A 25,990-nucleotide genomic window follows, 5' to 3' on the forward strand; every position below is an offset into this window, starting at 1 on the left:
AGATGGAACAACAATAATGACGCACAACCCACTGATCCCACAGAGTAAATTACCTAATCTCGGCACCACGATTTTCACGCAAATGAGTGCACTGGCGCTTAAACATCAGGCGATTAATTTGTCGCAGGGTTTCCCTGATTTTGACGGTCCGCGTTATTTACAGGAGCGACTGGCGTATCACGTTGCCGCAGGCGCGAACCAGTATGCGCCGATGACCGGCGTACAGGCGCTGCGTGAGGCCATTGCCGAAAAGACCGGCTCGCTATATGGTTACACCCCGGACGCCAATAGCGATATCACCGTGACGGCGGGCGCGACAGAAGCACTTTATGCGGCAATTACTGCCCTGGTGCGCCCTGGCGATGAGGTCATCTGTTTTGACCCGAGCTATGACAGCTATGCGCCAGCGGTGGAGCTATCGGGTGGCGTCCTCAAGCGTATTGCGTTGCAGCCGCCACATTTTCGTGTCGATTGGGCCGCGTTTCACGCATTACTCAGCGATAAAACGCGTCTGGTTATTCTTAATACACCGCACAATCCTTCAGCCACCGTCTGGCATGCGGCTGACTTTTCCGCACTCTGGCAGGCGATTGCGGAGCGAGAAATCTACGTGCTGAGCGATGAAGTCTACGAACATATCTGCTTTGATCCGCAGGGCCACGCCAGCGTGCTGGCGCATCCGCAACTGCGTGAACGGGCTATCGCGGTCTCCTCGTTCGGCAAAACCTATCATATGACGGGCTGGAAGGTTGGCTACTGCATTGCGCCAGCGGCGATAAGCGCCGAATTGCGCAAAGTGCATCAGTATTTGACCTTTGCGGTAAATACCCCGGCGCAGCTGGCATTGGCGGATATGCTGCGTGCCCAGCCGGAGCACTATCGCCAGTTGCCCACGTTTTACCGTGAGCGGCGAGATCTATTTATTGAAGCGCTTCGCGAGAGCCGACTGGAAATTCTGCCGTGCGAAGGCACCTATTTCCTGCTGGCCGATTACAGCGCTATCTCGGATATGGACGATGTGAGTTTCTGCCAGTGGCTGACGACGGAAGTGGGCGTCGCCGCAATTCCGTTGTCGGTTTTTTGCGCCGATCCCTTCCCGCACAAACTCATTCGTCTGTGCTTTGCCAAGCAGGAATCGACTCTGCTGGCGGCGGCAGAGCGCTTGCGCCAGCTCTGATTATTTAACGGTCCAGGCCTGTGAAAAATTACGATCGCCGAACATTTCGAGCAGGCCGTTAATCTGCTTTAGACGCAGCACTTCGTCGCTGTCCATCCCCAGCTCTTTGCTGATTTTCTCATCGTTCCAGCCCAGACGCGCCAGTTCCAGCACGATATCAGACATGGCATTAATTTGGTGTCGGCCACGAGCGCGGTTATGGCGCACGGTTGCTGCCATCCGTGAAGGTAGCGTGGTGCTGCGACTGTCGATACTGGTGATGGGCAGGTAGCCTTTAAACTGCTTTTTTAGGCCCGGTTTACTGCTCGCCAGCGCATAACGATGAAAGCCATCGACAATTTCGTACTGGCTGTCATGCTTCCCCATCACCACCAGAGGCTGCGTGAAGCCATCAACTTCCAGCGATTTTTGCAATAGCCGTTTTTCCGGCGGTGCCATGTTATTGGGATTGTAATCGTTTGGCGTCACCTGTTCTTCTTTCACCCAAATTACGCAATCAACGGGCTGATCGTTAAACGGGCTGACACCATGCAGCGCCTGGCGAAAGTGATTGATCGCTTCTACACGCGCCTCGAAATCAAGTGATTGCAGCCAGGTGGTCATATCATTAATTAATCGTTGTTGCACAGGATCCCCCATTGTTGACGTTTTTGGTTCATTCGTTCGCGATAGCGCTGATAGTGGATGGATTTGGTTGGGCTGAAAGAGAGCGCCCGGCACCAGTAATCGTTGTTTAACATGACCTTGCAAATACGTCGCCACGACGGAATATCTTTTGAGCCGACGTCGCCTTCCTGGCTGTCCGGAATATCCTCCATGCCCTGTTTTTGATACCAGTGCAGGTAGACCGCGATTTTATTGCGATAATGCTCGGCGGTGGTTTGCGGCATGCTCTGTAATAAAAACATCGCATAGCTGCGCCAGCTGTGATGCGCGGGCTTCTCAATTTTGCGATGACCATAAAACTGGTTATCGCGCCCGGCATACACCCCGCCGCTGTGCACGCCGCTCACGCGCTGGCACATCGCGGCCCAACGCTCAGGTTCGAGTACATGATAGAGCCATAGCCCCTGGCGCTGTTCCGGCCCGAAGGGTTCACAAATGCGCATGTTGCGGGGTGGTACGCCAGCCTGGTACATCAGGTTGTACAAGGGGTTATAGCAGTGCTTAGTGCGGGCGAACCATGTCCAGATATCTGCCGTTTTCCAGTCGTAAATGGGATACACGTACCAGGCATGGCCGCCAGGCGCGGCGGTAGTCCAGGGTTTATCATCGGCGAAACGCTGCTTGCGCTGCGATGAGATAGTCAGGAATCGATTATAGGATTCATCGGCGCGGATCCCGACCAGCATGGCTGCCGGGCGTTGTTGTGAAAACCACTCCGCAAAGCTTTGGACAAAGCTTTCGAAAGTACAGCCCTGGCGATAAAACGGGAATATTGTCGGGTCGGTTATCGCGCCTTCTGGCGGCTGCCGTACCCATTGCGCACCAGGCTCCCAGCATTGCCATTCGGGTTCAAACTGGGTAAGGGCGTTTTGCGTGGTGAGGGGAATCGCCACCCAATAGAAATTCTCGATAACATCCTGATAGAGATCGCGCATCCGTTCGCAATGGGCAATAGTGCTGGAAAACTGCGCCTCCCAGTCGATAAACAGGACGCTGATTTTTTTGCCCATTTCCCGCGCCAGTCGGGCGGTAATATGTAGCATTACCGTGGAATCTTTGCCCCCGGAAAAGGAGACACAAACGCGAGTAAAATTCTGCAAGGCCCAGGAGGCACGATGCTGGCTGGCTTCCTGTACGGTACAGGGTAAAGGTACCTTTAATAACGACATCGTCGGCAATCCTTGCGATATATTAAGCATGATGAGTCGCTATAATATAACGGCAAGGACGGCGAATGTAATATTTTAATTAATGGTTAACCTAATATACATTTATTAATGAGCATTCATTTTACATGTGAATATATATGAGTAATTAATTCACTCTGGTGATTTTTTGTAATGGGTGATTCGTTCTATAACTTTCGCAAATGCAGGCGTGTTCATCGACGAACGGTTATAGATAATGTATATCATTACGGAGGGTAATGGTTCCGGGGTGATGACTTCCCGTAACTTCATATTTTTGCCTAAATAATCAAAAAACTCGCGGGGAATAATCCCGATTAAATCGGTTTTTTGTATAATGTTGACCATACCGATAAGTGAGTTAGTGCGTAATCCTGTGCGTCGGCCCAGGTACTGTTCATCCACTTCCGTCTGATATCCCTTAATGCCGGGTTCATCCGTTGTGTAAGTTGCAAAGCGTTCCAGAAGAATCTCTTCTTTCGTGGCGCTTTCTCCCAGTCTTGGGTGGTCTTCACGGCAGACCAGAACGGTTGAAACCTCTTTAAATGGCTCGCAGGCAACCGAACGATTGATGATAGGCGAGGTGCTTAACACCAGATCGGCTTTCCTGTAACTCATTAAATCTTCGATGTTATCTGAAGTGGCAACGTAATCGTAATGGGCGATTTCGATGCTGGGGTCTTCCAGTAAACGTGTCACGATATTAATCAATGGGCCGGAAATGAATATCTGTGGGCCATAAATCACAAAGCGCTTCGTAAGTTCCGAATGGCTCATAATATTGATGGTTTTTTCCAGCTGATTCAGGTTATCCGCGAGGTGATGATGCAGGTTAACGCCGACCGTGGTAGGCGTGATCCCTTTGCCGGAACGCACGAACAACGGGTCGTTGAGCTGAATGCGCAAGCGCTGTAATGACTGGCTGACGGCGGACGGGGTAATAAACAGCGTCTCCGCGGCTTTACTGATGCTGAGATGTTGATAAATGCATTCAAAAATAACTAATAAGTTAAGATCGAACCGCTTTAGATCATAGAGGTTAGCCATTATGTTGTCCTTGTTTCGGTGCAGGTAGCAGAGAAGGCGCAGTTGCTCTCCTGTACCGCGAAGATTATTAACATTCCATGTTTTCGTAAAACTTAAAGCACCTTACATCCTGACTAAATATATATCAGAAAATAGTGTTTTACTACTGATCATAGAAAACAAGGTGATTGATATTTTATTTTTATACAATCACCCTGGGTTAATTACTCTTCGCCCATCATGACCTTCAGTTTTTGGGCATCAGGCAGGCCGACGACCTGCTGTAACTGGCCTTCTTTATTCATATAGTAAATGGCTGGGGTGACGTTTGCGCCCAGGTCATCCATCAGTTTCTGATTTTCATTTAATGTACGCATCGCATCCGCTGCTGGGGTCGCGGGAAGGGTGAGCTTCAGTTTTCCACCGGATTGCTCATAGTCATGCCAGGTTTTGGCAGGATCTTTCGTTGCCAGGATTGCGGCGGCGGTGTCCGGGCTTTCGGGTTTGATCACGCCAACCAGCAGCGTGCGAAGCTGAACCTTTCCTGCATCTACCCACGGACGCGCCTGCTGCCAGAACTGCTTGCAATACGGGCAGAACGGATCGGCGAAAACGTACAGGATGACCGGCGCGTCTTTTTTACCGTCCAGTAACCAGTGGCTTTTCTCCATGCGCTTCCACATTTCCTGCCCGGCCGGGGTATAAATCTCTTTCTGGAACAGCTGCTCACTGAGATTTTGCCCTTTCTCATCATACATATAGCCGGAAATGGCGTGTTTGCCGTCTGGTGTCACGTAGATAGCCACGCCCATATCCTGATATTTGCCGAGATACCCTTTCATACCTGCGGGCGCATCAAACGGCTTGATGATGGTAATGCCCTGTTTTTCGATGGCTTTTACCGGCGCAGGGAGTTCTTCCGCGTGGGCGAACAGAGGGAGGAGGGTGAGGAGTAAAGAACGTTTTAGCATAGAAAATCTCTGTAAAATCAGTCCGTAAGATGAAAGGAATGGTGTAGCCTATCACAACCATAGATAAGACCAACCGGTGGTGGATTGCCCTTTGAAGGGTAGGGTGATGTAATCCCTTAGCTGTTACAACCTTTGTTAAGGTAATGTAGAGCGCAACATATAGCCAGCCTGGCTGGCGCTGAATCCACCGACGGGTGTTCAGGTAACGGGGCCGCCTGAAGAGGGGGCCTTTTTACTTTACGCAGATTAGACGGGTAAGGGGCGTTTCGTGCCTTACTCATTTTCAGGTTCACAATGTTGTCTTGAGTCGGTTGTAAGGTAACGCTTATTGATTTGATAATGGAAACGCATTGGCCCTATCAACCAAATTTCGTTAACTTACAACTCAACGAAAACACGGAGGAAGTATAGATGTCCTTAATTAACACTAAAATCAAACCTTTCAAAAACCAGGCATTCAAAAACGGCGAATTCATCGAAGTAACCGAGAAAGATACCGAAGGTCGCTGGAGCGTATTCTTCTTCTATCCGGCTGACTTCACCTTCGTTTGCCCGACTGAACTGGGCGACGTAGCAGACCACTACGAAGAACTGCAGAAACTGGGCGTGGATGTGTACTCTGTTTCTACCGATACTCACTTCACCCACAAAGCATGGCACAGCAGCTCTGAAACCATCGCGAAAATCAAATACGCGATGATCGGCGACCCGACTGGCGCCCTGACCCGTAACTTCGAGAACATGCGCGAAGATGAAGGTCTGGCTGACCGTGCGACCTTCGTAGTTGACCCGCAGGGTATCATCCAGGCTATCGAAGTTACCGCTGAAGGCATTGGCCGTGACGCATCTGACCTGCTGCGTAAAATCAAAGCAGCACAGTATGTGGCTTCTCACCCAGGCGAAGTTTGCCCGGCTAAATGGAAAGAAGGCGAAGCAACTCTGGCTCCGTCCTTAGATCTGGTCGGCAAAATCTAAGTCTTTATTGCCCGGCGGCGCGACGCTTGCCCGGGCCTACAAATGTAGGCCGGGTAAACGCAGTGCCACCCGGCAACCAACGGGTGCTTAGCACCCGTTTTTCTTCCCCCACGCACTATGATGCAAGTTGCATCCAGGCCGCCCGAATGAGGCAGCTTGCATGATGATGTATTTAGCCCAGGAGATTAACAATGCTCGACACCAACATGAAAACCCAGCTCAAAGCCTATCTTGAAAAGCTGACCAAACCTGTTGAGCTGATTGCCACGCTGGATGACAGCGCCAAATCGGCAGAAATCAAGGAACTGCTGGCTGAGATTGCTGAACTGTCAGATAAAGTGACCTTCAAAGAAGACAACACGTTGGCCGTTCGTAAACCGTCGTTCCTGATTACCAACCCAGGTTCCCACCAGGGTCCGCGTTTTGCTGGCTCCCCGTTGGGGCATGAGTTCACATCGCTGGTACTGGCGCTGCTGTGGACCGGCGGTCATCCGTCGAAAGAAGCGCAGTCTCTGCTGGAGCAGATCCGTAATATCGACGGCGATTTTGAATTCGAAACTTATTATTCGCTCTCCTGCCACAACTGCCCGGACGTGGTGCAGGCGCTGAACCTGATGAGCGTGCTGAACCCGCGCATCAAGCACACGGCGATCGATGGCGGCACCTATCAGAACGAAATCACCGAACGTAATGTGATGGGTGTTCCGGCAGTGTTCGTGAATGGTCAGGAGTTTGGTCAGGGCCGTATGACACTGACGGAAATCGTGGCCAAAATCGATACTGGCGCGGAAAAACGCGCAGCGGAAGAGCTGAGCACCCGTGATGCTTATGAAGTGCTGATCGTGGGTTCCGGCCCATCCGGTGCCGCTGCCGCTGTCTACTCAGCGCGTAAAGGCATCCGTACCGGCCTGATGGGCGAGCGTTTCGGCGGCCAAGTGCTCGATACCGTTGATATTGAAAACTATATCTCCGTACCGAAAACCGAAGGTCAGAAACTGGCTGGCGCACTGAAAGCCCACGTCAGTGAGTATGATGTTGATGTGATTGATAGCCAGAGCGCATCGAAACTGATTCCGGCGGCACAGGAAGGTGGCTTACACCAGATTGAAACCGCGTCTGGCGCTGTGCTGAAAGCGCGCAGCATCATCATCGCGACCGGTGCAAAATGGCGCAACATGAATGTGCCGGGCGAAGATCAGTATCGCACCAAGGGCGTAACCTATTGTCCGCACTGTGACGGCCCGCTGTTTAAAGGCAAACGCGTAGCGGTTATCGGTGGCGGTAACTCCGGTGTGGAAGCGGCAATCGACCTGGCGGGCGTGGTTGAACACGTTACTCTGCTGGAATTTGCCCCGGAAATGAAAGCGGATCAGGTTCTGCAGGATAAAGTCCGCAGCCTGAAAAACGTTGATATCATTCTGAACGCGCAAACCACGGAAGTAAAAGGCGACGGCAGCAAAGTGACCGGCCTGGAATACCGTGACCGTGTAAGCGGTGATACGCATCAGATTGAACTGGCGGGGATCTTCGTCCAGATTGGCCTGCTGCCGAACACCACCTGGCTGGAAGGCGCGATTGAGCGCAACCGGATGGGGGAAATTATCATCGATGCGAAATGTGAAACCAGCGTTAAAGGCGTCTTTGCCGCGGGTGACTGCACCACCGTTCCGTACAAACAGATTATCATCGCCGCCGGCGAAGGCGCGAAAGCGTCACTCAGCGCCTTTGATTATCTGATTCGTACGAAAACGGCATAAAAAAAGAAGTAAGACGACACCTGCAAAAGTAAAAGGCTACCGAAAGGTAGCCTTTTTTTTTATCTCACCACCATCACCGGCACATGGGCGTGGCGAATAACGCTGGAGGCATTCGAACCCAGCAGGTGAGTGGAGATGGACGGATTACGGGAACCGATAACCACCACGTCAGCTTTCAGTTCTTCAGCGAGCTCGTTCACCACGTCGCGAACGCTGCCGATGCGCACGTGCAGTTTCAGGCGCTCGGGGTCGATACTGAAGTGGCTTTTCATCGTTTCTAAACGGTTGATCGCTTCCTGATGAAGGTGCTCTTCAAAGCGACGCACATCCGCCGCGAAACGGCTCATGGTGTAGCTGGCGGAGCCGGGCAGCACGTGGAGCAGATGAATAATCCCATCCTGCTGCGCCAGAAATTCAGCGTGAGCGATAGCCTTATCACTCAATTCCATCTCGAATACGTCAACGGGCATAATGATTGTCTTGTACATATGCATTCCTCCTTGTCTCTGTATTTGATATCAAAGCATATTATGACTTTTTAGTTTGTCATTGATATCTCAAATTTATCGTTCGCTGCGTGGAAGGGTGTAAAGTTTTTTCAATCTCGCCAGATACCGCCACCAGAGACAGAAAGAGGATGCCGGGGCATCCTCTTAATTCATCGCAATTAGCGTTGGTAATCACCGGCTGCTTCCGGCTGGTAGAGCAGTTCCAGCACCTCAAGATGCGTGGACGTGCCGCCGGGGAGTTCCCAGTGAATCGTGCTACCAACGCGCAGCCCAATCAGCGCCGCGCCCACCGGGGCCAGCACTGAAAGCTGCGTGTTGCTGTCTGTCATTTGCGTAGGAAATACCAGAGTTCGCACGCGCTCTTCGCCGCTGGTCAGATCGCGAAATCTCACCTTGCTGTTCATGCTCACGACATCAGGCGGAACCTGTTCCGGCGGGCACATTTGCGCGCGGTCCAGTTCGTCGTTCAGCGCGCCAGCCACCGGAGAGTTTGCGTAAGCAGGCAGTTCCAGCAGTCTGTCGATACGCTCCGCATCGAACTCATTAATGATGATGGCAGGTCTGGTCATAGTTACTCCATGTCGTTCCAGAAACGTCTATCCAAAAGAAAACCCTCACCGCCAGCGGCAAGGGTTCATCTCACACCATCATACGCATTCAATCATCAGGTTTGAAGTGATACAACGCACATTCAATCACTGAAAATTATCGATTTATCTCGATTATTGTCAGTATCCCACTTTATCCAGCACAAACTGTTTACCACAGTTGCCTGGGTGCGGCTGAGGCAGGAACGACGCGGCAGAAAGTGGCGCGTTGATGTTCCCGGCTTTTAGTGAAATTTGCATTTCGGTAAGGTAGTTTGGGTTGCCATTACAGGTCAGTTTAAACGCTTTGACGTTCTCTTTACCGAAGGCGCTGGCAACGGCGGCATCAAAGTCGCTGCGCTTCACTTTTTGCCCATAATTAGCGGCTAAAAATTGCCCCAGCGCGCTGGCTTTCACTTCGCTGTTCAGGCGCACCATGGTGCCGAAATACGTGTCCGGGTCGAAACCAAAACAGACGCCATGTTTGGCATATTCATAACGCTCAAGGCAGGATTTTCCACCGCTGCCGGGCATCACACCGTTCAGCTTGTTTGCCATTTCCAGCGATAAACCGGTTTCGGGGGCTGAACATTTACGGCTGCCTTTGGCTTCCGCCATATTCGGAATCGGGCGCGTCGCGCAACCAAAGCGCATCCAGCGGCCTTCATCAACGCCGCGAGAGGCGATAGATTTTGGCAGCCCCGGCCAGAGACCGTGGACGGTGAGATGATCGGCTTTGTTGGCCGTCTCTTTCTGGATTTTGCACTCCTGCGGCTCTTTGCGATTTCTGTCGTTCATGCTCTGACAAAAACCGGTTTGCCACGAAAGCGCCAGCACATAGCGGTCAAAATCGCCATATTGCGTGGGAGTGAGGGGGGCAGCACTGGCGCATTGCGCGACGAGCAGCAGGGTGCCTACGCATCCGGCCAGAAGATCCTTCCTGAACATAGTACGTATCCGGGGTGTTAACGATTCAAGGCAATTATTAAAGCATAAAAAAGGCGTCGTTAGACGCCTTTTATCAGTTTCGCGAATACTTACAGCGCGCTACCCGGTACCAGAATTTCAGTCGCGATGATCACCACGACCAGGCCAACCAGCACCGGAACGGAGGTGCGTTTCACCACTTCAAACGGCGAGATTTTTGCCATCCCGGCTACCGCAACCACGACGCCGGAAACCGGGGAGATGGTACGGCCAAGGTTGGATGCCTGCAGCATCGGAATGGAAAGATAAGCCGGGTTGATACCCGAGGTGTGCGCCAGCTTAGGAATCATTTCGACGAACGCATAGAACGGCGCGTTACCGGAACCGGTGGTCATCGCCGCCAGCATGGTCAGCACCACCAGCACCAGCATCAGAATAATGCTCGCGGAACCAAACGAGGTGGCGATGGAAATCAGGCTATCGATAAAGCCGATCGTGCTCAGGCCCTGGGCAAAGACGCCTGCGGCAACCAACAGCATCACCACGCCGGCGAAGGCGTCCGCCATGCCGCGATAGGCCACTTCCAGACCGGAGAAGACGTTCTGCGTGTTGAAACTGCGGCAGAATTCCAGCACCGCCGCCAGCAGCATGCAGATAACCAGAATGGTAATAATGTGCAGCTGCGGGCCCCATTTACCGTCGAAAATCAGCACGCCAATGATCGGCGCAAAGGGCAGAATGGCGTAAAAGCTCGGTGCGGTGGTGGTGATTTCATTCACATCGAGCATTTCATGGGACACGTTCTCTTTTTTATCGAGATAGCGCTGCCAGAAGAAGTGCGCAATCGCCATTGCGATAATCGCTGCGATTGAGATTGGGAGCGTCGTTTTAAAGGCAAAATCAATTAACGGCATCTCCGCCGCTTTTGCCGCCAGCACGACGTCACCGGAAGTAGGAGAAAGAATAATCGCCGCCGGAGAGGCGCAAATAGCAGCAGCCGCACCACGGCTAATGCCGACGTTTACCATCACCGGGAACAGTGTTGCCATTAACAATACGCCAAGGCCCGTCGCGGATGACACAGCCAGCGACATCAGGCAGGCGACGAAATAGGCGGCAATCATCAACAAATAGGGTGAGTTAATATAACGCAGCGGTTTTGAGGCCAGTTTTACGACCATGTCGTTGGCGCCAATATGCGTCATATAGGCGGCAAAACCACACAGCATCATGATCATCATGCCGAGGTCGCCGCCGCGGCTCATCAGCAGGATTTTGATGTATTCAACGATATCCGTTGCGGAATAGCCGGTGCTTGCTTCGCTGGCGGGTAACACTTTATGGCCCATCAGCGCGCTTGCGATCAGCAAGACAATCCCACCGACGAACAACACGCCGGTGGCGGAAAAGCCTTTAATGATATAGCGGGCAACGCCCACAATGACCACAACCCCAATCAGGAGCTCAAATGCCGTTAACATGAGTATACCTATCACCATTGTCGAAAATATGCGCTACAAATGGCGCATAAAAAAGAATAATAAAGGGAATGTGCCGAAATAAGCGGCAATACTTGCTGATGGAAATCAATAAAATGATTATTTGTAGTAATACAACAGGCAATTGATCGAGTAAATCACAAAGCTGAAAACCTCTTGATTATAGCGGGGCAGGGCGTATCTGAAAGCAATAAGTGAATTAATTGTTATAATTATTTCCAGTTTGTTGAATCGTAAAGCAATTAAAAAAGACTTTATTTCACGAATATTGCCTGCGTATACTCCGGTTACTTTCATTAACCGAATCGTGATTATGTACGCATCCTGGAACTGGCGCTTACGCTTCATCAGAAAACATTTTCTGATGCTTCTGCTCGCGTTCGGTTTTTGGTTTATCCAGTGCCAGGTAGCAATTGCTTCTCATGACTGTCAGTTAAGCCCGGCGGGCGAGGCGGCGATGATCCAGCATATGGATCACCAGATGTCATCGCATGCGACGGAAAACAACATGTCGCTGTGCGGGCAGCACTGTGTGCCCGACTCCTCGCAGAAAACGCACGATAACTCCTCTTTAGTCGCGATTCCGGTGGTTTCCAGCCTGGCGTTAGTTATGCCGACCTGTGAAGCCGTCCAGGAAGACGCGTGGTCACTGGCACCTCCCGCCGTAGGGCCTCCGGCAACGATCCGTTTTTGCCGGTTCCGCGAATAGAAACCTGATAATCCGTTTAACTATCAATTAATTAACGATTATCAGGAGTTTACTATGTCTGCAATTTATACTCGTGCGCTGGCTGGCGTACTGTTTGCTGTATCCGCATTTTCCGTTTCTGCTCACGAGATGAGCGCACACGCCACAATGACCATGCCGTCCGCCGCCAGTTGGCAGGGGGAAGGTGTTATCAAAAAAGTGACCCCCACTTCCATCACCATTGCCCATCATCCCATCCCCGCGCTGAACTGGCCTGCGATGACGATGCAATTTGCCCAACCGACAAGCCAACCCGTGACCGCGCAACGCGTGGGCGAGGATGTGGATTTCACCTTTACCGAAGGTGATAGCGGTTACCAGATTGTATCCCTGAATCCGCACCGCTAAGCCGGAGGTGATATGAAACAACGCACGTTGAGCCTTTGGCTCGGCGGGGTGTTGCTTGGGTTTTTTGGCTCCGCCGTGCAGGCGGAGTCATGGACACTCACGCAAACTCTGTCGCAAGCCCAGCGCTATTCCGCTGAACTTTCCGCTAATCGCAATGAAGCGCGGGCGCTGGAAAATATGGCGGATTCCGCAGGTGAATTGCCGGATCCGAAACTGAAATTTGGTATCGAGAACGTCCCGGTACAGGGCAGTAATAACCAACGTCTGACCCGCGAAGGGATGACCATGCAGCGCGTGGGCATCATGCAGCGTTACGTCAGCGCCGAAAAACGCGAACGCAAGGCGCAGACGTTACAGGCGCAGGCGCAAAGCGTTAGCGCGAAATCAGAAGCGATTCGTGCCGCGCTGCAACGCGATACCGCGCAAGCGTGGCTCGATCTCGCGCTCTCGGAAAAAGCGCTGCAATCGGCCAAAAAGCTGGTGGCGGAAACCGAGCGACAGCAGGGAACGCAGCGCGCCAGCGTCGGCAGCGGAACCGCCGCACCGGACAGCGTACTGGCGCTAAAGGTCACGCTGAACGCAATGCGCAATAACGTCACACTGGCGGAGCGCGATGTGCAGGTGGCGCGGGCAAAACTGATGAAGTTTACCGGTCAGCCGATTGAATCGGTTTCCGGCGCACTGCCGCCGTATCAACGCTTGCCTGCGGATGAAGCCACGCTGCTGGCCGGTGTGGATCAGCACCCGGAAGTGATTGCCGCCGCGCGGGAAGCCAACGAGGCCAAAGCGCGCTCGGCGCAGTCGGCGGTGGCGGCCATCCCCGATGTCGATGTCGAGGTGTACTACGGCCATCGCTCGGAAGGGTATGACGATATGGCGGGGGTGATGTTTACCGTCGATTTGCCGCTGTTCAAAGATAAACGTCAGGATAAAGATTACGCGGCGGATGTCTCTCGCACTATGCAGGCCAACGATCAGCTTTCGCTGACTGAACGCGATCACGCCGCCCAGATTAGCTCGCTGATTGCCGAATATCAGGCCGCGCAAAATATCTGGTTGCGCCTGCGCGATGAAACACTACCGCTCCAGCAGCAGCGCCTTTCCTTACTGACCGCCCAGTATCGCGCCGGGCAGTCTGACCTTTCCTCCTTGCTCGCCGCGCGTCGCGATGTGCTGGACAGCACCCTTGCCACCAGTCAGGCCGAACGCGAGGTCGCCCGAACCTGGGCGGCCATTCACTACTTAATTCCACAGGAGCTGGCGCTATGAACAAGAACTTACTGACGCTGGCGATTGTGGCCGTGCTGGCGGCGGGAGCGGGCTATTACGCCGGACATCGTAGCCCGGCGACAGACTCCGCCGCCACGGATGCGACGGCGCGCAAAGTGCTCTATTGGTACGACCCGATGGTCCCCGGCCAGCGCTTTGATAAGCCGGGAAAATCACCATTTATGGATATGCAACTGGTGCCGCGCTATGCCGATGAAACGCCGGATAACGGCGGCGTTAGCATTAGCCCGCAACAGCAGCAAAGTCTCGGCATGCGCATCGGCAGTGTGGAAAAACGCGCGCTGGTACAGCCTTTTTCCGCGTTTGCCACGGTCACCACCGATGAGCGTAGCCTGCAAATTATTCCGTCTCCGGCCAACGGCGTCGTCGAGAAACTGTTTGTTCGCGCCCCGCAGCAGTGGGTGAAAGCCGGTGAGCCGCTGGCGCAGCTGTGGATCCCCGAATGGACGGCGGCGCAGCAGGAGTATCTGGCTGTACGTCAACTTGGCGATGCCGCGCTCAGCCGGGCCGCTCGTGAGCGCCTGACGCTGACCTTTATGCCGGAATCCGTCATTCGCCAGGTGGAACGCAGCGGCAAACCGCAGTCGCGAATGGTGCTGCGTGCCGAGCAGGAGGGGTACGTTTCGAAGCTCGATACGCGTGAAGGCGCGCAGGTTACCGCCACCGCGCCGTTGTTTGAACTGGCAAGCCAGGACCCGGTATGGGTGGTGATTGATTACCCACAAACCCAGGCGCAACGCCTGATACCGGGCAGTGACGTCGTGGCGAGCGCTGACGGTTGGCCGGGCGAGCAGTTCCACGGCAAGGTAAGTGAACTGCTGCCGCAGATGGAAACCACCACACGCACCCTGAAGGCGCGCATTGTGCTGGATAACCCGCAGCACAAACTGAAGCCCGGGATGTTTTTAACCGTGCGTTTGCAGGATGAATCCGCGCAGCCGCCGGTGCTGGCTATCCCGGAAGAAGCGCTGATTGCCACCGGCAGTGAAAATCGGGTGATTGTCGCCACCGGAGACGGGCACTTCGCACCGGTACGCGTCACCACAGGCGTAACCGCCAACGGCTGGACGGAGGTAAAAGAAGGGCTGAAAGAGGGCGATAAGGTGGTGACCTCCGGTCAGTTCCTGATTGATTCCGAAGCCAGCCTGCGCAGCGCCTTGCCGCAGGAAACGAAAAAGGCGCAAGAGTATGTCGGCAACGGCGTCGTCAAAGCTATCGAAGGGAGCACGGTAACGCTGTCGCACCAGCCAATTCCTGAACTGCACTGGGGCGCGATGACCATGGACTTCACCCTCAGCGCCAGCGCGGCAAAACCGAAGCCTGGCGATAACATCATGTTTCACTTTACGCTGGATGATGCGCAGGGGCCGCTGATTTCACAATGGATGCCAATGACGGGAGGCGAGAAATGATTGCCGCCGTGATTCGAGCTGCGTTGCGTAATCGCCTGCTGGTGATTTTTGCGGCGCTGGGGATGGCGCTGTGGGGCGCCTGGGCGGTGCAACGCGCGCCGCTGGATGCGCTGCCGGACCTCTCTGATGTGCAGGTGATTATTCGCGCCAGCTATCCGGGAAAAGCGCCGCAGATTATTGAAGATCAGGTCACTTATCCGCTTACCACCACCATGCTTTCGGTGCCTGGCGCGAAGACGGTGCGCGGCTTTTCGATGTTTGGCGACGCTTATGTGTACGTGTTGTTTGAAGACGGTACTGACCTTTACTGGGCGCGTTCGCGCGTGCTGGAGTATCTGAGTCAGATTCAGGCGCAAATGCCGGAAGGCGTCACGGTGGCATTAGGGCCGGATGCCACAGGTGTGGGCTGGATTTACGAGTATGCGCTGGTTGACCGTACCGGCAAACACAGCCTTGCGGATCTGCGTGCGCTCCAGGACTGGACGCTGAAGTACGAACTGAAAACCGTGCCTAACGTTTCGGAAGTCGCCAGCGTCGGCGGGATGGTGCGCCAGTATCAGGTGATTGCCGATCCGACGCGGATGCGGGCGCTAAATGTGACGCATCAGCAAATTGTCGATGCGCTGAAATCCGCCAACCAGGAGGGCGGCGGCGCGCTGATGGAGATGGGCGAAGCAGAATACATGGTGCGCACCACCGGTTATCTGCATTCGCTTGATGAGTTCCGCAAGGTGGTGGTGACCAGCCGTGATGGCGTGCCGGTGCTGCTGGCAGATGTCGCCGATGTACGGATGGGGCCGGAAATCCGGCGCGGCGTCGCGGAGCTTAACGGCGAAGGGGAAGTGGCCGGCGGCATTATCATCATGCGTTATGGCAAGAATGCCCGTCAGACCATTATGGACGTGAAAGCGAAACTTCAGTCGCTGCAAAAAACGTTGCCGGAAGGGGTGGAGATCGTCCCGGTTTACGACCGTTCGCAGCTTATCGACCACGCGATCGAAACGTTAACCCATAAGCTGATCGAAGAGTTTATCGTCGTTGCCCTGGTTTGTACCCTGTTTCTGTTCCATTTCCGCTCGGCACTGGTGGCAATTGTCTCGCTGCCGCTTGGCATACTTGGTGCGTTTATCGTTATGCACTATCAGGGGATCAACGCCAACATTATGTCGCTGGGTGGGATTGCGATCGCCATCGGTGCCATGGTGGATGCGGCGATCGTGATGATCGAAAACATGCATAAAGTACTGGAACAGTGGCGGCACGATCATCCCGATAAAACGCCTTCCGGCCCCGATTACTGGCACATTGCCGGGCAAGCGGCGACCGAAGTGGGGCCTGCGTTGTTTTGCAGCCTGCTGATCATCACGTTGTCGTTTATTCCGGTCTTCTCGCTGGAAGCGCAGGAAGGGAAGATGTTCGCGCCGCTGGCGTTCACCAAAACCTGGGCGATGGCAATGGCTGCGGGGCTCGGTATCACCTTAGTGCCGGTGCTGATGGGCTATTTTATTCGCGGAAAAATCCCGGATGAGCAAGCCAACCCGATTAACCGCTGGCTGATTCGTGCCTATGAGCCGCTGCTTGATAAAGTGCTGGCCTGGCCGAAGGCGACACTGGCGCTGGCGTTGCTGCTGCTGGGCATTACGCTTTGGCCGCTCAGCCACTTGGGCAGCGAATTTATGCCACCGCTTGACGAGGGCGATTTGCTCTATATGCCGTCTACGCTGCCGGGCATTTCTGCACGCGAAGCGAGCCGTCTGCTGCAACAAACCGATCGGCTGATTAAAAGCGTGCCGGAAGTGGCCAGCGTGTTCGGTAAGGCCGGGCGCGCGGAAACGGCGACCGACCCTGCGCCGCTGACCATGCTGGAAACTACCATTCAGTTCAAACCTCGCGACCAGTGGCGACCGGGCATGACGCCGGACAAACTGATTGAGGAGCTGGATAAAACGGTGAAAGTACCGGGGATTGCCAACGTCTGGGTACCGCCGATTCGCAACCGTCTCGATATGCTGGCGACAGGCATCAAGAGCCCGGTGGGAATCAAAGTGAACGGCAATAACCTGGCGGATATCGAACGTGTCGCCCGCGAAATCGAGCAGGTGGTGAAAGGCGTACCTGGCGTGACGTCCGCGTTGGCTGAGCGGCTTTCCGGCGGACGTTATGTTGATATCGCCATCAACCGCCAGCAGGCGGCACGCTATGGCGTGTCGGTGAAAGAGTTGCAATCGCTGGTGTCGACGCTGGTGGGCGGCGAGAACGTTGGTCAGACTATCGAAGGGCGAGAACGCTATCCCATTAACATCCGTTACCCGCGCGAATGGCGCGATAATATCGATAAATTGCGGGCAATGCCGGTGGTGACGGCCAGTGGGAGTCAGGTGGCACTCAGCGAACTGGCGGATATCCGTATCACCGAAGGCGTGCCAATGCTGAAAAGCGAAAATGCGCGACTGTCGAACTGGATCTATGTCGATTTACGCGGACGTGACCTGAAATCCGCGGTGGATGAGATGCAGCAGCGTGTAGCGCAACAGGTGGCCTTGCCGCAGGGGGTAACGCTCTCCTGGTCCGGGCAATTTGAATATCTTGAACGCGCTACGGCAAAACTGAAAATAGTCCTTCCGGTGACCTTAGTGATTATTTTTACACTACTTTGGTTAACCTTTAGACGTATTTCAGATGTATTACTGATAATGGGAACTCTTCCTTTTTCGCTGATCGGCGGCGTCTGGCTGTTATGGCTGCTGGGGTATAATCTCTCGGTGGCTGGCGCGGTAGGATTTATCGCCCTTGCAGGCGTATCTGCTGAATTTGGCGTGATTATGGTGCTCTATTTGAATCACGCGCTTGAGAAACATCGTAAATCCGATCCTGATGGCGGTACACCGCTATTAATGCGCGCAATTCATGAAGGGGCGGTACTACGAGTGCGCCCCAAAGTGATGACAGTCGCGACCATCATGGCCGGCCTGCTGCCTATCATGTGGGGCAGTGGTACGGGCTCGGAGGTGATGAGCCGGATTGCCGCACCGATGATCGGCGGGATGATTTCCGCACCGTTACTCTCGATGTTGGTTATTCCTGCGCTTTATCGCATCATCCACCGTAAACAATGAATACAAGCACCCTGCGGGGTGCTTAATTACTTTACTTTATTTACTAAGAATTACCCTAAAATAAAGAATAACCCGATATTGTTAAGCCTTGATTAAGGTTAGCATTGGTACGCTATTTCTATTATGTAATAAGCTTTGGTAATGCTAACGTGTTAATGCTCAAACGAATTTATTTAGTGGCTGCGCTAATTGCGGCTCAACTCTGCATTCTGCCTGCGGCGAATGCCTCATTTACCGAATCGGTGCGCAACGGCTTCTCCACGCTCAACGATAATATTGCGCAAACCTGGGATGAACCCCAGCATTACGATCTCTATGTTCCGGCAATCACCTGGCATGCGCGCTTTGCCTACGATAAAGAGAAAACCGACCGTTACAACGAACGTCCATGGGGCGCGGGTTTTGGTGTCTCTCGCTGGGATGAAAAAGGGAACTGGCACGGCATCTATCTGATGGCGTTTAAAGACTCCTGGAACAAGTGGGAGCCGATTGGCGGCTACGGCTGGGAGAAAACATGGCGACCGCTGAGCGATGATAATTTCCGTCTGGGACTGGGCTATACGGTAGGGGTTACGGCGCGTGACAACTACAATTATGTGCCGATTCCGGTGCTGCTGCCGATGGCGTCTATCGGCTATGGTCCGGCAACCTTCCAGATGACCTATATACCGGGCACCTATAACAACGGCAACGTTTACTTCGCCTGGATGCGCTTCCAGTTTTAATCCTGGTTTTGCGCATGGGAGCAGTGGGGTTGACTGGGTTGCTAACAAACTCGAATTAAAGTCAACCCCCGTATAAAAGTTAGAGACATTTATCACTTTTTAGCTAACCTGCACTAGACAAAACGCAGCATTATTGTTGTACTGATACCTGACACAGCATTTGTGTCGTTTTTTCATATAAAGGTAATTTTGATGTCTAAGATTAAAGGTAACGTTAAGTGGTTTAATGAGTCCAAAGGATTCGGTTTCATTACTCCGGAAGATGGCAGCAAAGACGTGTTCGTACACTTCTCTGCAATCCAGACCAATGGTTTCAAAACTCTGGCTGAAGGTCAGCGTGTAGAGTTCGAAATCACTAACGGTGCCAAAGGCCCTTCTGCTGCTAACGTAATCGCTCTGTAATCAGCGCATTAGCAGTCAGAATTCAAAACCCGCCTAATCGCGGGTTTTTTTTCGTCCATTTATCGACTGGCGTTAAACAGCCAGAAGGCCAGGGCGGTCATCGCAAACGAGCCCAGCAGATTCACCCCGACATTCAGCAGCGCCCATCCCGGCTTCCCCGCCTGTAACAGAAAGACCACTTCCGCCGAAAAAGTGGAGAAGGTGGTTAAACCGCCGCAGAACCCTGTGGTGATAAGCAGTTTCCACATCGGGTCGATATGCGTCATTCGGTTAAACCACGCCAGCCCCGCACCAATGATAAACGCGCCCAGCAGGTTTGCCGTTAACGTGCCAATCGGCAGCGCATGATGCATTGGGTTGAGCCGGGTGCTGAGCATCCAGCGCGCGACGCTACCGGTTCCGCCGCCGATAAAAACTGCCAGGAGAACGTTGAACACCTGATTTTTCCTGTTTTCAAACCATCGAAGTGGGTGAGTTTAGCGTTGAAGCTGCTAATCTTGCCAGAACCAACGTAAAAAAGAGGACGTCATATGTGGGTCGCGGCGGGTCAATTTAGCGTTTCTGCCGACTGGCAGGCCAACGCGCAGGAATGCATCTCGCTGATGCGCACGGCAGCAGAACGTGGCGTCTCATTGCTGGTACTGCCTGAGGCGTTGCTGGCGCGTGATATCGCTGACCCCGATCTCAGCGTGAAATCCGCTCAGATGCTCGATGGCGGCTTTATGCAGGAACTGAAGGCACAGAGCCGTCAGGATACGCTGACGACCATCCTGACGCTGCACGTGCCCTCTACGGCGGGCAGGGCCGTGAACACGCTGGTAGCGCTGCGTGGCGGAGAGGTGATTGCGCAGTATCAGAAGCTGCACCTCTATGACGCGTTTAACGTGCAGGAGTCAAAACTTGTGGATGCGGGCGCGGTGGTGCCGCCGCTGCTTGAGGTTGGTGAGATGCGCGTGGGGTTAATGACCTGCTACGATCTGCGCTTTCCTGAGCTGGCGTTAAGCCTGGCACTTCAGGGGGCAAATCTGCTGGTTCTACCTGCAGCATGGGTACGCGGGCCGCTGAAGGAGCACCACTGGTCAACGCTTCTGGCGGCACGCGCGCTCGATACGACCTGTTATATCGTCGCCTCGGGCGAATGTGGCAGTCGGAATATCGGCCAGAGCCGTATTATCGACCCCCTGGGCGTCACGCTCGCCGGTGCCGGGGCCACGCCGCAACTTATAATGGCGGAAGTCTTTGAACAGCAGGTGAAAGAGGTGCGCGCACAATTACCGGTATTAACTAACCGCCGTTTTGCGCTACCGCAATTACTGTGACGTTTTTTTAAACAACACTTGATTCACCTTGTTACAGATTGCTATTGTGTGCGCGCGGTAAGATGACCGTTAATACGCTATGGTCATTTAACGCATTTTGCAGCCTGTTTTAGAGAAGAAGGTATCTATGGGTGAGATTAGTATTACCAAACTGCTGGTTGTCGCAGCGCTGATTGTTCTGGTGTTTGGTACCAAAAAATTACGTACGCTGGGCGGCGACCTGGGCTCAGCAATCAAGGGCTTCAAGAAAGCCATGAACGAGGATGAGGTCAGCGCTAAGAAAAGTGTTGATGCGGATGACATCCCGGCGGAAAAACTCTCTCACAAAGAGTAAGCAGCAGACATTGGATAAGGCGTGCGGATAAATTCTGCTCTAAGCAGGTGCATGTCTTATAGCGGGCAATTATAGCCTGTTAAAAAGGCCAACGCGGAGACGCAATGGCCTTTTTTGATACCTGAAATATGACGAAAGGTATTAAGTTGCAATCAGATGTTTCTAATGCCGGTATAAAAAAGCCGCTGCTTAAAAGCAACGGCTTCGCTAAACGCTGCGTCTGCGTTTATTTCACTTCCATTCCTTTCGCCTGAAGATCGGCGTGATAGGAGGAACGAACGAACGGGCCGCACGCGGCGTGGGTGAAGCCCATCGCCAGCGCTTCCGCTTTCATCTCTTCAAACTCATCCGGGCTCACATAACGCTGTACCGGCAGGTGATGGCGACTTGGCTGCAAATACTGACCCAGGGTCAGCATGGTGACGCCGTGGCGACGCAGATCGCGCATCACTTCGATGATTTCCGCGTTGGTTTCACCCAGGCCGACCATCAGGCCAGACTTGGTTGGGATTTCCGGGTGCGCTTCTTTAAAGCGTTCCAGTAGCTTCAGCGACCAGTTGTAATCCGCGCCTGGACGCACCTGGCGATAGATACGCGGTACGTTTTCCAGGTTGTGGTTAAAGACGTCTGGTGGGGTTGCCGTCAGGATCTCTAACGCGCGATCCATACGACCACGGAAGTCAGGAACCAGCGTCTCAATTTTAATCGTTGGGCTTTTCTCGCGGATGGCGCTGATGCAATCGGCAAAGTGCTGAGCACCACCGTCGCGCAGGTCATCACGGTCAACGGAGGTGATGACCACATAACGCAGCGCCATGTCGGCGATGGTTTGCGCCAGTTTGCCCGGTTCGTTGGCATCCGGGGCTACCGGGCGACCGTGGGCAACGTCACAGAATGGGCAACGACGGGTACAGATAGCACCCAGAATCATGAATGTCGCGGTGCCGTGGTTAAAACATTCCGCCAGGTTCGGGCAAGAGGCTTCTTCACAAACAGAGTGCAGGCCATTCTTGCGCATCGCCGCTTTGATACCCTGAATACGGGAGGAGTCAGCCGGAAGTTTGATTTTCATCCACTCGGGTTTGCGTAGCAGCGCTTCGCGCTCGGTGGCCACGTTTTTGACCGGGATAAGTGCCATTTTATCGGCGTCGCGGTACTTAACACCGCGTTCCATCACAATGGGTTTACTCATAGCGTGCGTGTTCCAGTTGCGAGTCTTTAAGGAAAGCGTTTCAATTCAATGAAATGTTGCATTTATCAACTATTTTTGAATTCATTGTAAGCAGTATACCATTGAAACGGGTGTCAAAGCAGCCTGCCAGTGCGGCAAATTGTAAAATAGTTGTTGTTTTATGCTTTTTAGTTATCGGACGGGCTAACTGTTTTCGCGATCAGAATGCCTGACGAATGACATCAATGACACCCTGTAAAACCGGATCGCGCAGGCTGAGCTTGTTGTAATGCAATGAAAATTCGACTTCTTCTTGCTGAATGGGCGCAAAATCAATGCAGGCCAGCGGCCAGCACTGACGATAAAGAGAGAAGAATCGACGCGGCATGATCCCCAGCAGGTCGCTGCCGCCAATCAGTGACGCAATGGTGAACAAATTGTAACTGCTGAAACTCACCTGACGGTCTGGCAGCATCTCATGAATGCGTTTATGCAGGCTGCTGTGGCTGCTGCCATCGGGCGTCAACAGTGTATATTCATACGCCTTCAGCAATGTCAGGGTAACGGATTGCTGTAAAACGGGATGCCCATGGCGACAGACCAGCACCAGCGGGTCGCGAAACAGCGTGTGGCTGTAAAGCGCTGGCATTGTCTGAGCATGACTATCGATGATCAAATCCGTCTGGAACTGGCTGAGCTGATTGCCTGTGTCGTTGACGGCAATATTACGTACCAGAATCTGCGGGTAGCTTTCTTTAATGGCCTGGTAAATCGCAGGCATGATAAGCGCCCCGACGGAGGGCGGCGTACCAATGGTGAGGATACGCTGTTTATCATAACTGCCGGTAAGATCCAGCGCGCCAAGTATCGACTCCAGCCCCTGGCTAATATATTCATGCAGATGCGTGGCATAGGCCGTTGGCGTCACCCCCTGACCTTTACGGATAAACAGCGGGTCAGGGAAAAGACCACGCAGTTTTTGAATCGACTGGCTGATGGCAGACGGCGTGATATTTAACACTTTCGCTGCGTTAACAATCCCCTTATGGACATAGACCGCTTCAAAAATCGTCAGCAAATTAAGATCAATATTACGTAAGGTGCGGAAAATCTGGGTTGTATCATTATCGATACGTGGCGGTGATTTATTTTCTAACGGTTGCTGATATTCCACTCTATTTACCCTTTTACATTCACTATGTGAATGGTTTATTGCTTTTGTCGTTATTATTATCTTCGATACAAAATTGCAATTTGTGATTTTATTTTAATTTTATCTCATTTATTCAATGAGTTGTCTTTATGTATTGGTTGCTGTGGTAGTCTGGTATGTTATTTTTGCTGAATGAAGCTGAAGAGAAAATATAGAATTTTGATATTTTTGTAAAGGGGGGCAGGAGGGAAATAACGCCAGCCCAACGGTAAGGTTGGGCTGGGGAGAATATATATTAACTGTGAATATATTCGTGTGGTGGATTGTTTAGCAGCGCTAAAAAATGTGAGACTAAAAGCGGTGATATATTGTCAGGCGTGGCATCAGCTTTCCACTGCTGTACCTGGGTCATCTCCATACCGGCGTAACCGCAAGGATTGATGCGCAGGAAGGGCGATAAATCCATCGCAATATTCAGGGCCAGGCCGTGGAAAGAACACCCTTTACGAATGCGCAGCCCCAGGGAGCAGATTTTTTTCTCACCCACATAAACGCCCGGCGCATCGGCGCGCGGATGCGCGTCAATACCGCACTCCGCCAGGGTATTCACCACCGTTTGTTCCAGCAGCGTCACCAGTTCACGCACGCCAAGCTTACGACGCTTCAGATTCAGCAATACGTACATCACCTGCTGACCCGGCCCGTGATAGGTCACCTGGCCGCCACGGTCGCTTTGAATTACGGGAATATCGCCCGGCACCAGTACATGTTCCGCTTTACCGGCCTGGCCCTGAGTAAAGACAGGGTGATGCTCAACCAGCCAGATTTCATCGAGCGTTGTGTCGTCGCGTTGATCGGTAAACTCATGCATGGCCTGCGATACGGGTTCGTACGGCTGTAAGCCAAGCTGGCGGATGAGAAGGGTATTGGTGTCCAAAACAGCATCTCCGTAGAGAGAGGAATTCATGGACGGGGAGTATATCACAAACAATTAACGTTACCCGGCAGGCCGGGTAACGTGGCAGGGATTACAGCACCATACGAACAATTTCGATATTGCCTAACTCTTCGTACAGCGTCTCCACTTGCTCAATATGCGTCGCGTTGATGGTAATGGACACCGAGTGGTAGTTGCCTTTGCTGCTCGGTTTTATCTGCGGAGAGTAATCACCAGGCGCATGGCGCTGTACCACTTCCACCACCTGGTCAACCAACTCAGGTTTCGCCAGACCCATCACTTTGTAAGTAAAGGGAGTCGGGAATTCAAGCAGTTCGTTCAGTTTGGTTTTCATGTCAGCTCCAGTGGTAAAAAGAACAACTCCCGCCGGACAGGCGGGAGTTGCTTAACGTTACATAGTATATGGGGATCGAAATCACACTTTCAAGTGGGTGATTTTTAACCAAACCAGTGATGGAACATTAATTTAATGTAATCAATGATTTTGCCGAAGAAGTTACCTTCCGGAATTTCCTGCAGCACTACCAGTGGACGCTGTTCAATTGTTTTGCCGTCCAGCTGGAAGTTAATAGTGCCCACGACCTGATTTTTCTGCAGCGGTGCATGCAGTTCGGTGGAGGTCAGCACATAGCTGGCTTTCAGATCTTTCATGCGGCCACGCGGGATGGTCAGATAAACGTCTTTGTCCACGCCGAGGGAAGCACGATCGCTGTCGCCAAACCAGGCGGGCTCAGAGGCGAACTCTTTACCGGCTTTCAGCGGGCTAACGGTTTCGAAGAAGCGGAAGCCCCAGGTCAGCAGTTTTTTACTTTCCGTTTCGCGACCTTTGTAGGTGCGACCGCCCATTACGGCGGAGATCAGACGCATCTGACCTTCGGTAGCGGAAGCCACCAGGTTATAGCCTGCTTTATCGGTGTGGCCGGTTTTAATACCGTCTACGTTGAGGCTGTTATCCCACAGCAGGCCGTTGCGGTTAGTCTGGCGGATACCGTTAAAGGTGAACTCTTTCTCTTTATAGATCGTGTATTCGTTCGGCACATCGCGGATCAGCGCCTGACCGATTTTCGCCATATCACGAGCAGAGCTGTACTGACCGTCAGCGTCCAGGCCGTGAACGGTCTGGAAATGGGTGTTTTGCAGGCCCAGCGCGCTAACGTAGCTGTTCATCAGACCCACGAAGGAATCCTGGCTGCCTGCCACGAAGTCGGCCATCGCCACGCAGGCATCGTTACCGGATTGCAGGTTGATACCGCGGATCAGCTGAGAAACAGGAACCTGCATGCCAGGTTTCAGGAACATCAGTGAAGAGCCTTTGAAGACCGGGTTGCCGGTCGCCCAGGCGTCGTTGCCGACAGTGACCAGATCGGACTCTTTGAATTTACCCGCTTTCATCGCCTGACCGATAACATAGCTGGTCATCATTTTGGTCAAGCTGGCCGGGTCGCGGCGGGCGTCGGCGTTCTGTTCAGCCAGAACTTTGCCTGAGTTGTAGTCGATCAGGATGTAGGACTCCGCGTCAATCTGCGGTACGCCCGGGATCATGGTTTTGATGTTTAAATCATCGGCATGGGCAGCGGAGGTCAGTACGGCGACTGAGAGCGCTGGGATAAGTAAGCAAGCAGAAAGAGAGGTCTTCATGGTCAGAACAACGACGTCCGTTTATGGAATTAAAAAAAGTGCCTTACTATAGCAAATGCAGTGCGGGCAGGCATCCGACATCGCATACGACTTTG

The 25,990-nt window shown here is 53.0% G+C and carries 26 protein-coding genes; 12 read left to right on the top strand and 14 right to left on the bottom strand.

Going from position 1 to position 25,990, the window contains the following annotated elements:
- Nucleotides 1-16: 16 nt before the first annotated feature.
- A complete protein-coding gene (locus tag AC1MKH_RS06705; protein WP_276218481.1) occupies nucleotides 17-1,177 on the top strand; it encodes a pyridoxal phosphate-dependent aminotransferase in 1,161 nt (386 codons plus the stop codon).
- Here AC1MKH_RS06705 and AC1MKH_RS06710 read toward each other — a convergent pair whose 3' ends face one another.
- From AC1MKH_RS06710 to dsbG, 4 genes are all read right to left on the bottom strand, one after another.
- Nucleotides 1,178-1,804: an IbrB-like domain-containing protein gene (locus AC1MKH_RS06710; RefSeq protein ID WP_276218479.1), complete on the bottom strand. Its 627-nt coding sequence runs from the start codon at nucleotides 1,802-1,804 to the stop codon at nucleotides 1,178-1,180. It lies immediately after the preceding gene.
- The gene (locus AC1MKH_RS06715; protein ID WP_276218477.1) at nucleotides 1,789-3,012 is read right to left on the bottom strand and encodes a phosphoadenosine phosphosulfate reductase; all 1,224 of its coding nucleotides are present in this window, start codon (nucleotides 3,010-3,012) and stop codon (nucleotides 1,789-1,791) included. The genes AC1MKH_RS06710 and AC1MKH_RS06715 overlap by 16 nt, the downstream gene beginning before the upstream one ends.
- 150 nt (nucleotides 3,013-3,162) lie before the next feature.
- Nucleotides 3,163-4,077: a DNA-binding transcriptional repressor CitR gene (gene citR, locus AC1MKH_RS06720; RefSeq protein ID WP_276218475.1), complete on the bottom strand. Its 915-nt coding sequence runs from the start codon at nucleotides 4,075-4,077 to the stop codon at nucleotides 3,163-3,165.
- Between the two features lie 203 nt (nucleotides 4,078-4,280).
- Nucleotides 4,281-5,027 carry a thiol:disulfide interchange protein DsbG gene (dsbG, locus tag AC1MKH_RS06725; RefSeq protein ID WP_276218473.1) on the bottom strand — a complete coding sequence of 249 codons (747 nt, stop codon included), beginning with the start codon at nucleotides 5,025-5,027 and terminating at the stop codon, nucleotides 4,281-4,283.
- Between the two features lie 411 nt (nucleotides 5,028-5,438).
- On the opposite strand from dsbG, the gene ahpC reads away from it, so the two are divergent.
- Nucleotides 5,439-6,002, top strand: coding sequence for an alkyl hydroperoxide reductase subunit C (ahpC, locus tag AC1MKH_RS06730; RefSeq protein WP_015965404.1), 564 nt, complete (start codon nucleotides 5,439-5,441; stop codon nucleotides 6,000-6,002).
- Between the two features lie 191 nt (nucleotides 6,003-6,193).
- Nucleotides 6,194-7,759 carry an alkyl hydroperoxide reductase subunit F gene (gene ahpF, locus AC1MKH_RS06735; protein WP_108473952.1) on the top strand — a complete coding sequence of 522 codons (1,566 nt, stop codon included), beginning with the start codon at nucleotides 6,194-6,196 and terminating at the stop codon, nucleotides 7,757-7,759.
- A gap of 59 nt (nucleotides 7,760-7,818) precedes the next feature.
- On the opposite strand, the gene uspG is transcribed toward ahpF, so the two are convergent.
- The 4 genes from uspG to dcuC form a co-directional block, all read right to left on the bottom strand.
- Nucleotides 7,819-8,247, bottom strand: coding sequence for a universal stress protein UspG (uspG, locus tag AC1MKH_RS06740; protein ID WP_015965402.1), 429 nt, complete (start codon nucleotides 8,245-8,247; stop codon nucleotides 7,819-7,821).
- A 179-nt stretch (nucleotides 8,248-8,426) separates the two neighbouring features.
- The gene (gene rnk, locus AC1MKH_RS06745; RefSeq protein ID WP_276218468.1) at nucleotides 8,427-8,837 is read right to left on the bottom strand and encodes a nucleoside diphosphate kinase regulator; all 411 of its coding nucleotides are present in this window, start codon (nucleotides 8,835-8,837) and stop codon (nucleotides 8,427-8,429) included.
- A gap of 159 nt (nucleotides 8,838-8,996) precedes the next feature.
- Nucleotides 8,997-9,803 (bottom strand): ribonuclease I, encoded by an 807-nt coding sequence (rna, locus tag AC1MKH_RS06750; protein ID WP_276218467.1) that lies wholly within the window; start codon nucleotides 9,801-9,803, stop codon nucleotides 8,997-8,999.
- A gap of 89 nt (nucleotides 9,804-9,892) precedes the next feature.
- On the bottom strand, nucleotides 9,893-11,263 hold the full coding sequence (dcuC, locus tag AC1MKH_RS06755) for an anaerobic C4-dicarboxylate transporter DcuC (protein WP_015965399.1): 1,371 nt from the start codon (nucleotides 11,261-11,263) through the stop codon (nucleotides 9,893-9,895).
- A gap of 382 nt (nucleotides 11,264-11,645) precedes the next feature.
- Here dcuC and AC1MKH_RS06760 point away from each other — a divergent pair, with 382 nt between their 5' ends.
- The 7 genes from AC1MKH_RS06760 to cspE all read left to right on the top strand — a co-directional run bounded on the left by AC1MKH_RS06760 (nucleotide 11,646) and on the right by cspE (nucleotide 19,322).
- The gene (locus AC1MKH_RS06760) at nucleotides 11,646-11,990 is read left to right on the top strand and encodes a DUF2946 domain-containing protein (RefSeq protein ID WP_327621804.1); all 345 of its coding nucleotides are present in this window, start codon (nucleotides 11,646-11,648) and stop codon (nucleotides 11,988-11,990) included.
- A gap of 54 nt (nucleotides 11,991-12,044) precedes the next feature.
- On the top strand, nucleotides 12,045-12,377 hold the full coding sequence (locus AC1MKH_RS06765) for a copper-binding protein (protein WP_276218462.1): 333 nt from the start codon (nucleotides 12,045-12,047) through the stop codon (nucleotides 12,375-12,377).
- A 12-nt stretch (nucleotides 12,378-12,389) separates the two neighbouring features.
- A complete protein-coding gene (locus AC1MKH_RS06770) occupies nucleotides 12,390-13,646 on the top strand; it encodes a TolC family protein (protein WP_276218460.1) in 1,257 nt (418 codons plus the stop codon).
- Nucleotides 13,643-15,079 carry an efflux RND transporter periplasmic adaptor subunit gene (locus AC1MKH_RS06775; protein ID WP_276218459.1) on the top strand — a complete coding sequence of 479 codons (1,437 nt, stop codon included), beginning with the start codon at nucleotides 13,643-13,645 and terminating at the stop codon, nucleotides 15,077-15,079. Before AC1MKH_RS06770 ends, AC1MKH_RS06775 begins: the two co-directional genes overlap by 4 nt.
- Nucleotides 15,076-18,195, top strand: a complete 3,120-nt coding sequence (locus tag AC1MKH_RS06780; RefSeq protein ID WP_276218457.1) for an efflux RND transporter permease subunit — start codon at nucleotides 15,076-15,078, stop codon at nucleotides 18,193-18,195. Before AC1MKH_RS06775 ends, AC1MKH_RS06780 begins: the two co-directional genes overlap by 4 nt.
- A gap of 155 nt (nucleotides 18,196-18,350) precedes the next feature.
- Nucleotides 18,351-18,920 carry a lipid IV(A) palmitoyltransferase PagP gene (gene pagP, locus AC1MKH_RS06785; protein WP_231828207.1) on the top strand — a complete coding sequence of 190 codons (570 nt, stop codon included), beginning with the start codon at nucleotides 18,351-18,353 and terminating at the stop codon, nucleotides 18,918-18,920.
- A gap of 192 nt (nucleotides 18,921-19,112) precedes the next feature.
- On the top strand, nucleotides 19,113-19,322 hold the full coding sequence (cspE, locus tag AC1MKH_RS06790) for a transcription antiterminator/RNA stability regulator CspE (protein ID WP_000034825.1): 210 nt from the start codon (nucleotides 19,113-19,115) through the stop codon (nucleotides 19,320-19,322).
- 59 nt (nucleotides 19,323-19,381) lie between these two features.
- Here cspE and crcB read toward each other — a convergent pair whose 3' ends face one another.
- Nucleotides 19,382-19,759 (bottom strand): fluoride efflux transporter CrcB, encoded by a 378-nt coding sequence (gene crcB / locus AC1MKH_RS06795; protein WP_015965392.1) that lies wholly within the window; start codon nucleotides 19,757-19,759, stop codon nucleotides 19,382-19,384.
- Nucleotides 19,760-19,852: 93 nt separating this feature from the next.
- Between crcB and AC1MKH_RS06800 the strand changes: the two genes are divergently transcribed.
- Complete coding sequence (locus AC1MKH_RS06800; protein ID WP_276218448.1) at nucleotides 19,853-20,641, top strand: deaminated glutathione amidase; 789 nt, start codon at nucleotides 19,853-19,855, stop codon at nucleotides 20,639-20,641.
- 127 nt (nucleotides 20,642-20,768) lie between these two features.
- Nucleotides 20,769-20,975, top strand: a complete 207-nt coding sequence (tatE, locus tag AC1MKH_RS06805) for a twin-arginine translocase subunit TatE (RefSeq protein WP_276218447.1) — start codon at nucleotides 20,769-20,771, stop codon at nucleotides 20,973-20,975.
- Nucleotides 20,976-21,201: 226 nt separating this feature from the next.
- On the opposite strand, the gene lipA is transcribed toward tatE, so the two are convergent.
- From lipA to dacA, 5 genes are all read right to left on the bottom strand, one after another.
- A complete protein-coding gene (gene lipA, locus AC1MKH_RS06810; protein ID WP_015965389.1) occupies nucleotides 21,202-22,167 on the bottom strand; it encodes a lipoyl synthase in 966 nt (321 codons plus the stop codon).
- Nucleotides 22,168-22,366: 199 nt separating this feature from the next.
- Nucleotides 22,367-23,320, bottom strand: a complete 954-nt coding sequence (locus tag AC1MKH_RS06815) for a YbeF family transcriptional regulator (protein ID WP_276218444.1) — start codon at nucleotides 23,318-23,320, stop codon at nucleotides 22,367-22,369.
- A 274-nt stretch (nucleotides 23,321-23,594) separates the two neighbouring features.
- Entirely contained in the window at nucleotides 23,595-24,266 is a 672-nt protein-coding gene (lipB, locus tag AC1MKH_RS06820) for a lipoyl(octanoyl) transferase LipB (protein WP_442961866.1), read from the bottom strand.
- A 61-nt stretch (nucleotides 24,267-24,327) separates the two neighbouring features.
- Nucleotides 24,328-24,591: a DUF493 family protein YbeD gene (ybeD, locus tag AC1MKH_RS06825; RefSeq protein WP_015965386.1), complete on the bottom strand. Its 264-nt coding sequence runs from the start codon at nucleotides 24,589-24,591 to the stop codon at nucleotides 24,328-24,330.
- A gap of 104 nt (nucleotides 24,592-24,695) precedes the next feature.
- The gene (dacA, locus tag AC1MKH_RS06830) at nucleotides 24,696-25,895 is read right to left on the bottom strand and encodes a D-alanyl-D-alanine carboxypeptidase DacA (protein WP_149464373.1); all 1,200 of its coding nucleotides are present in this window, start codon (nucleotides 25,893-25,895) and stop codon (nucleotides 24,696-24,698) included.
- Nucleotides 25,896-25,990: the final 95 nt, after the last annotated feature.

The sequence above is a fragment of the Pseudocitrobacter sp. CD920760 genome, from assembly GCF_057782505.1.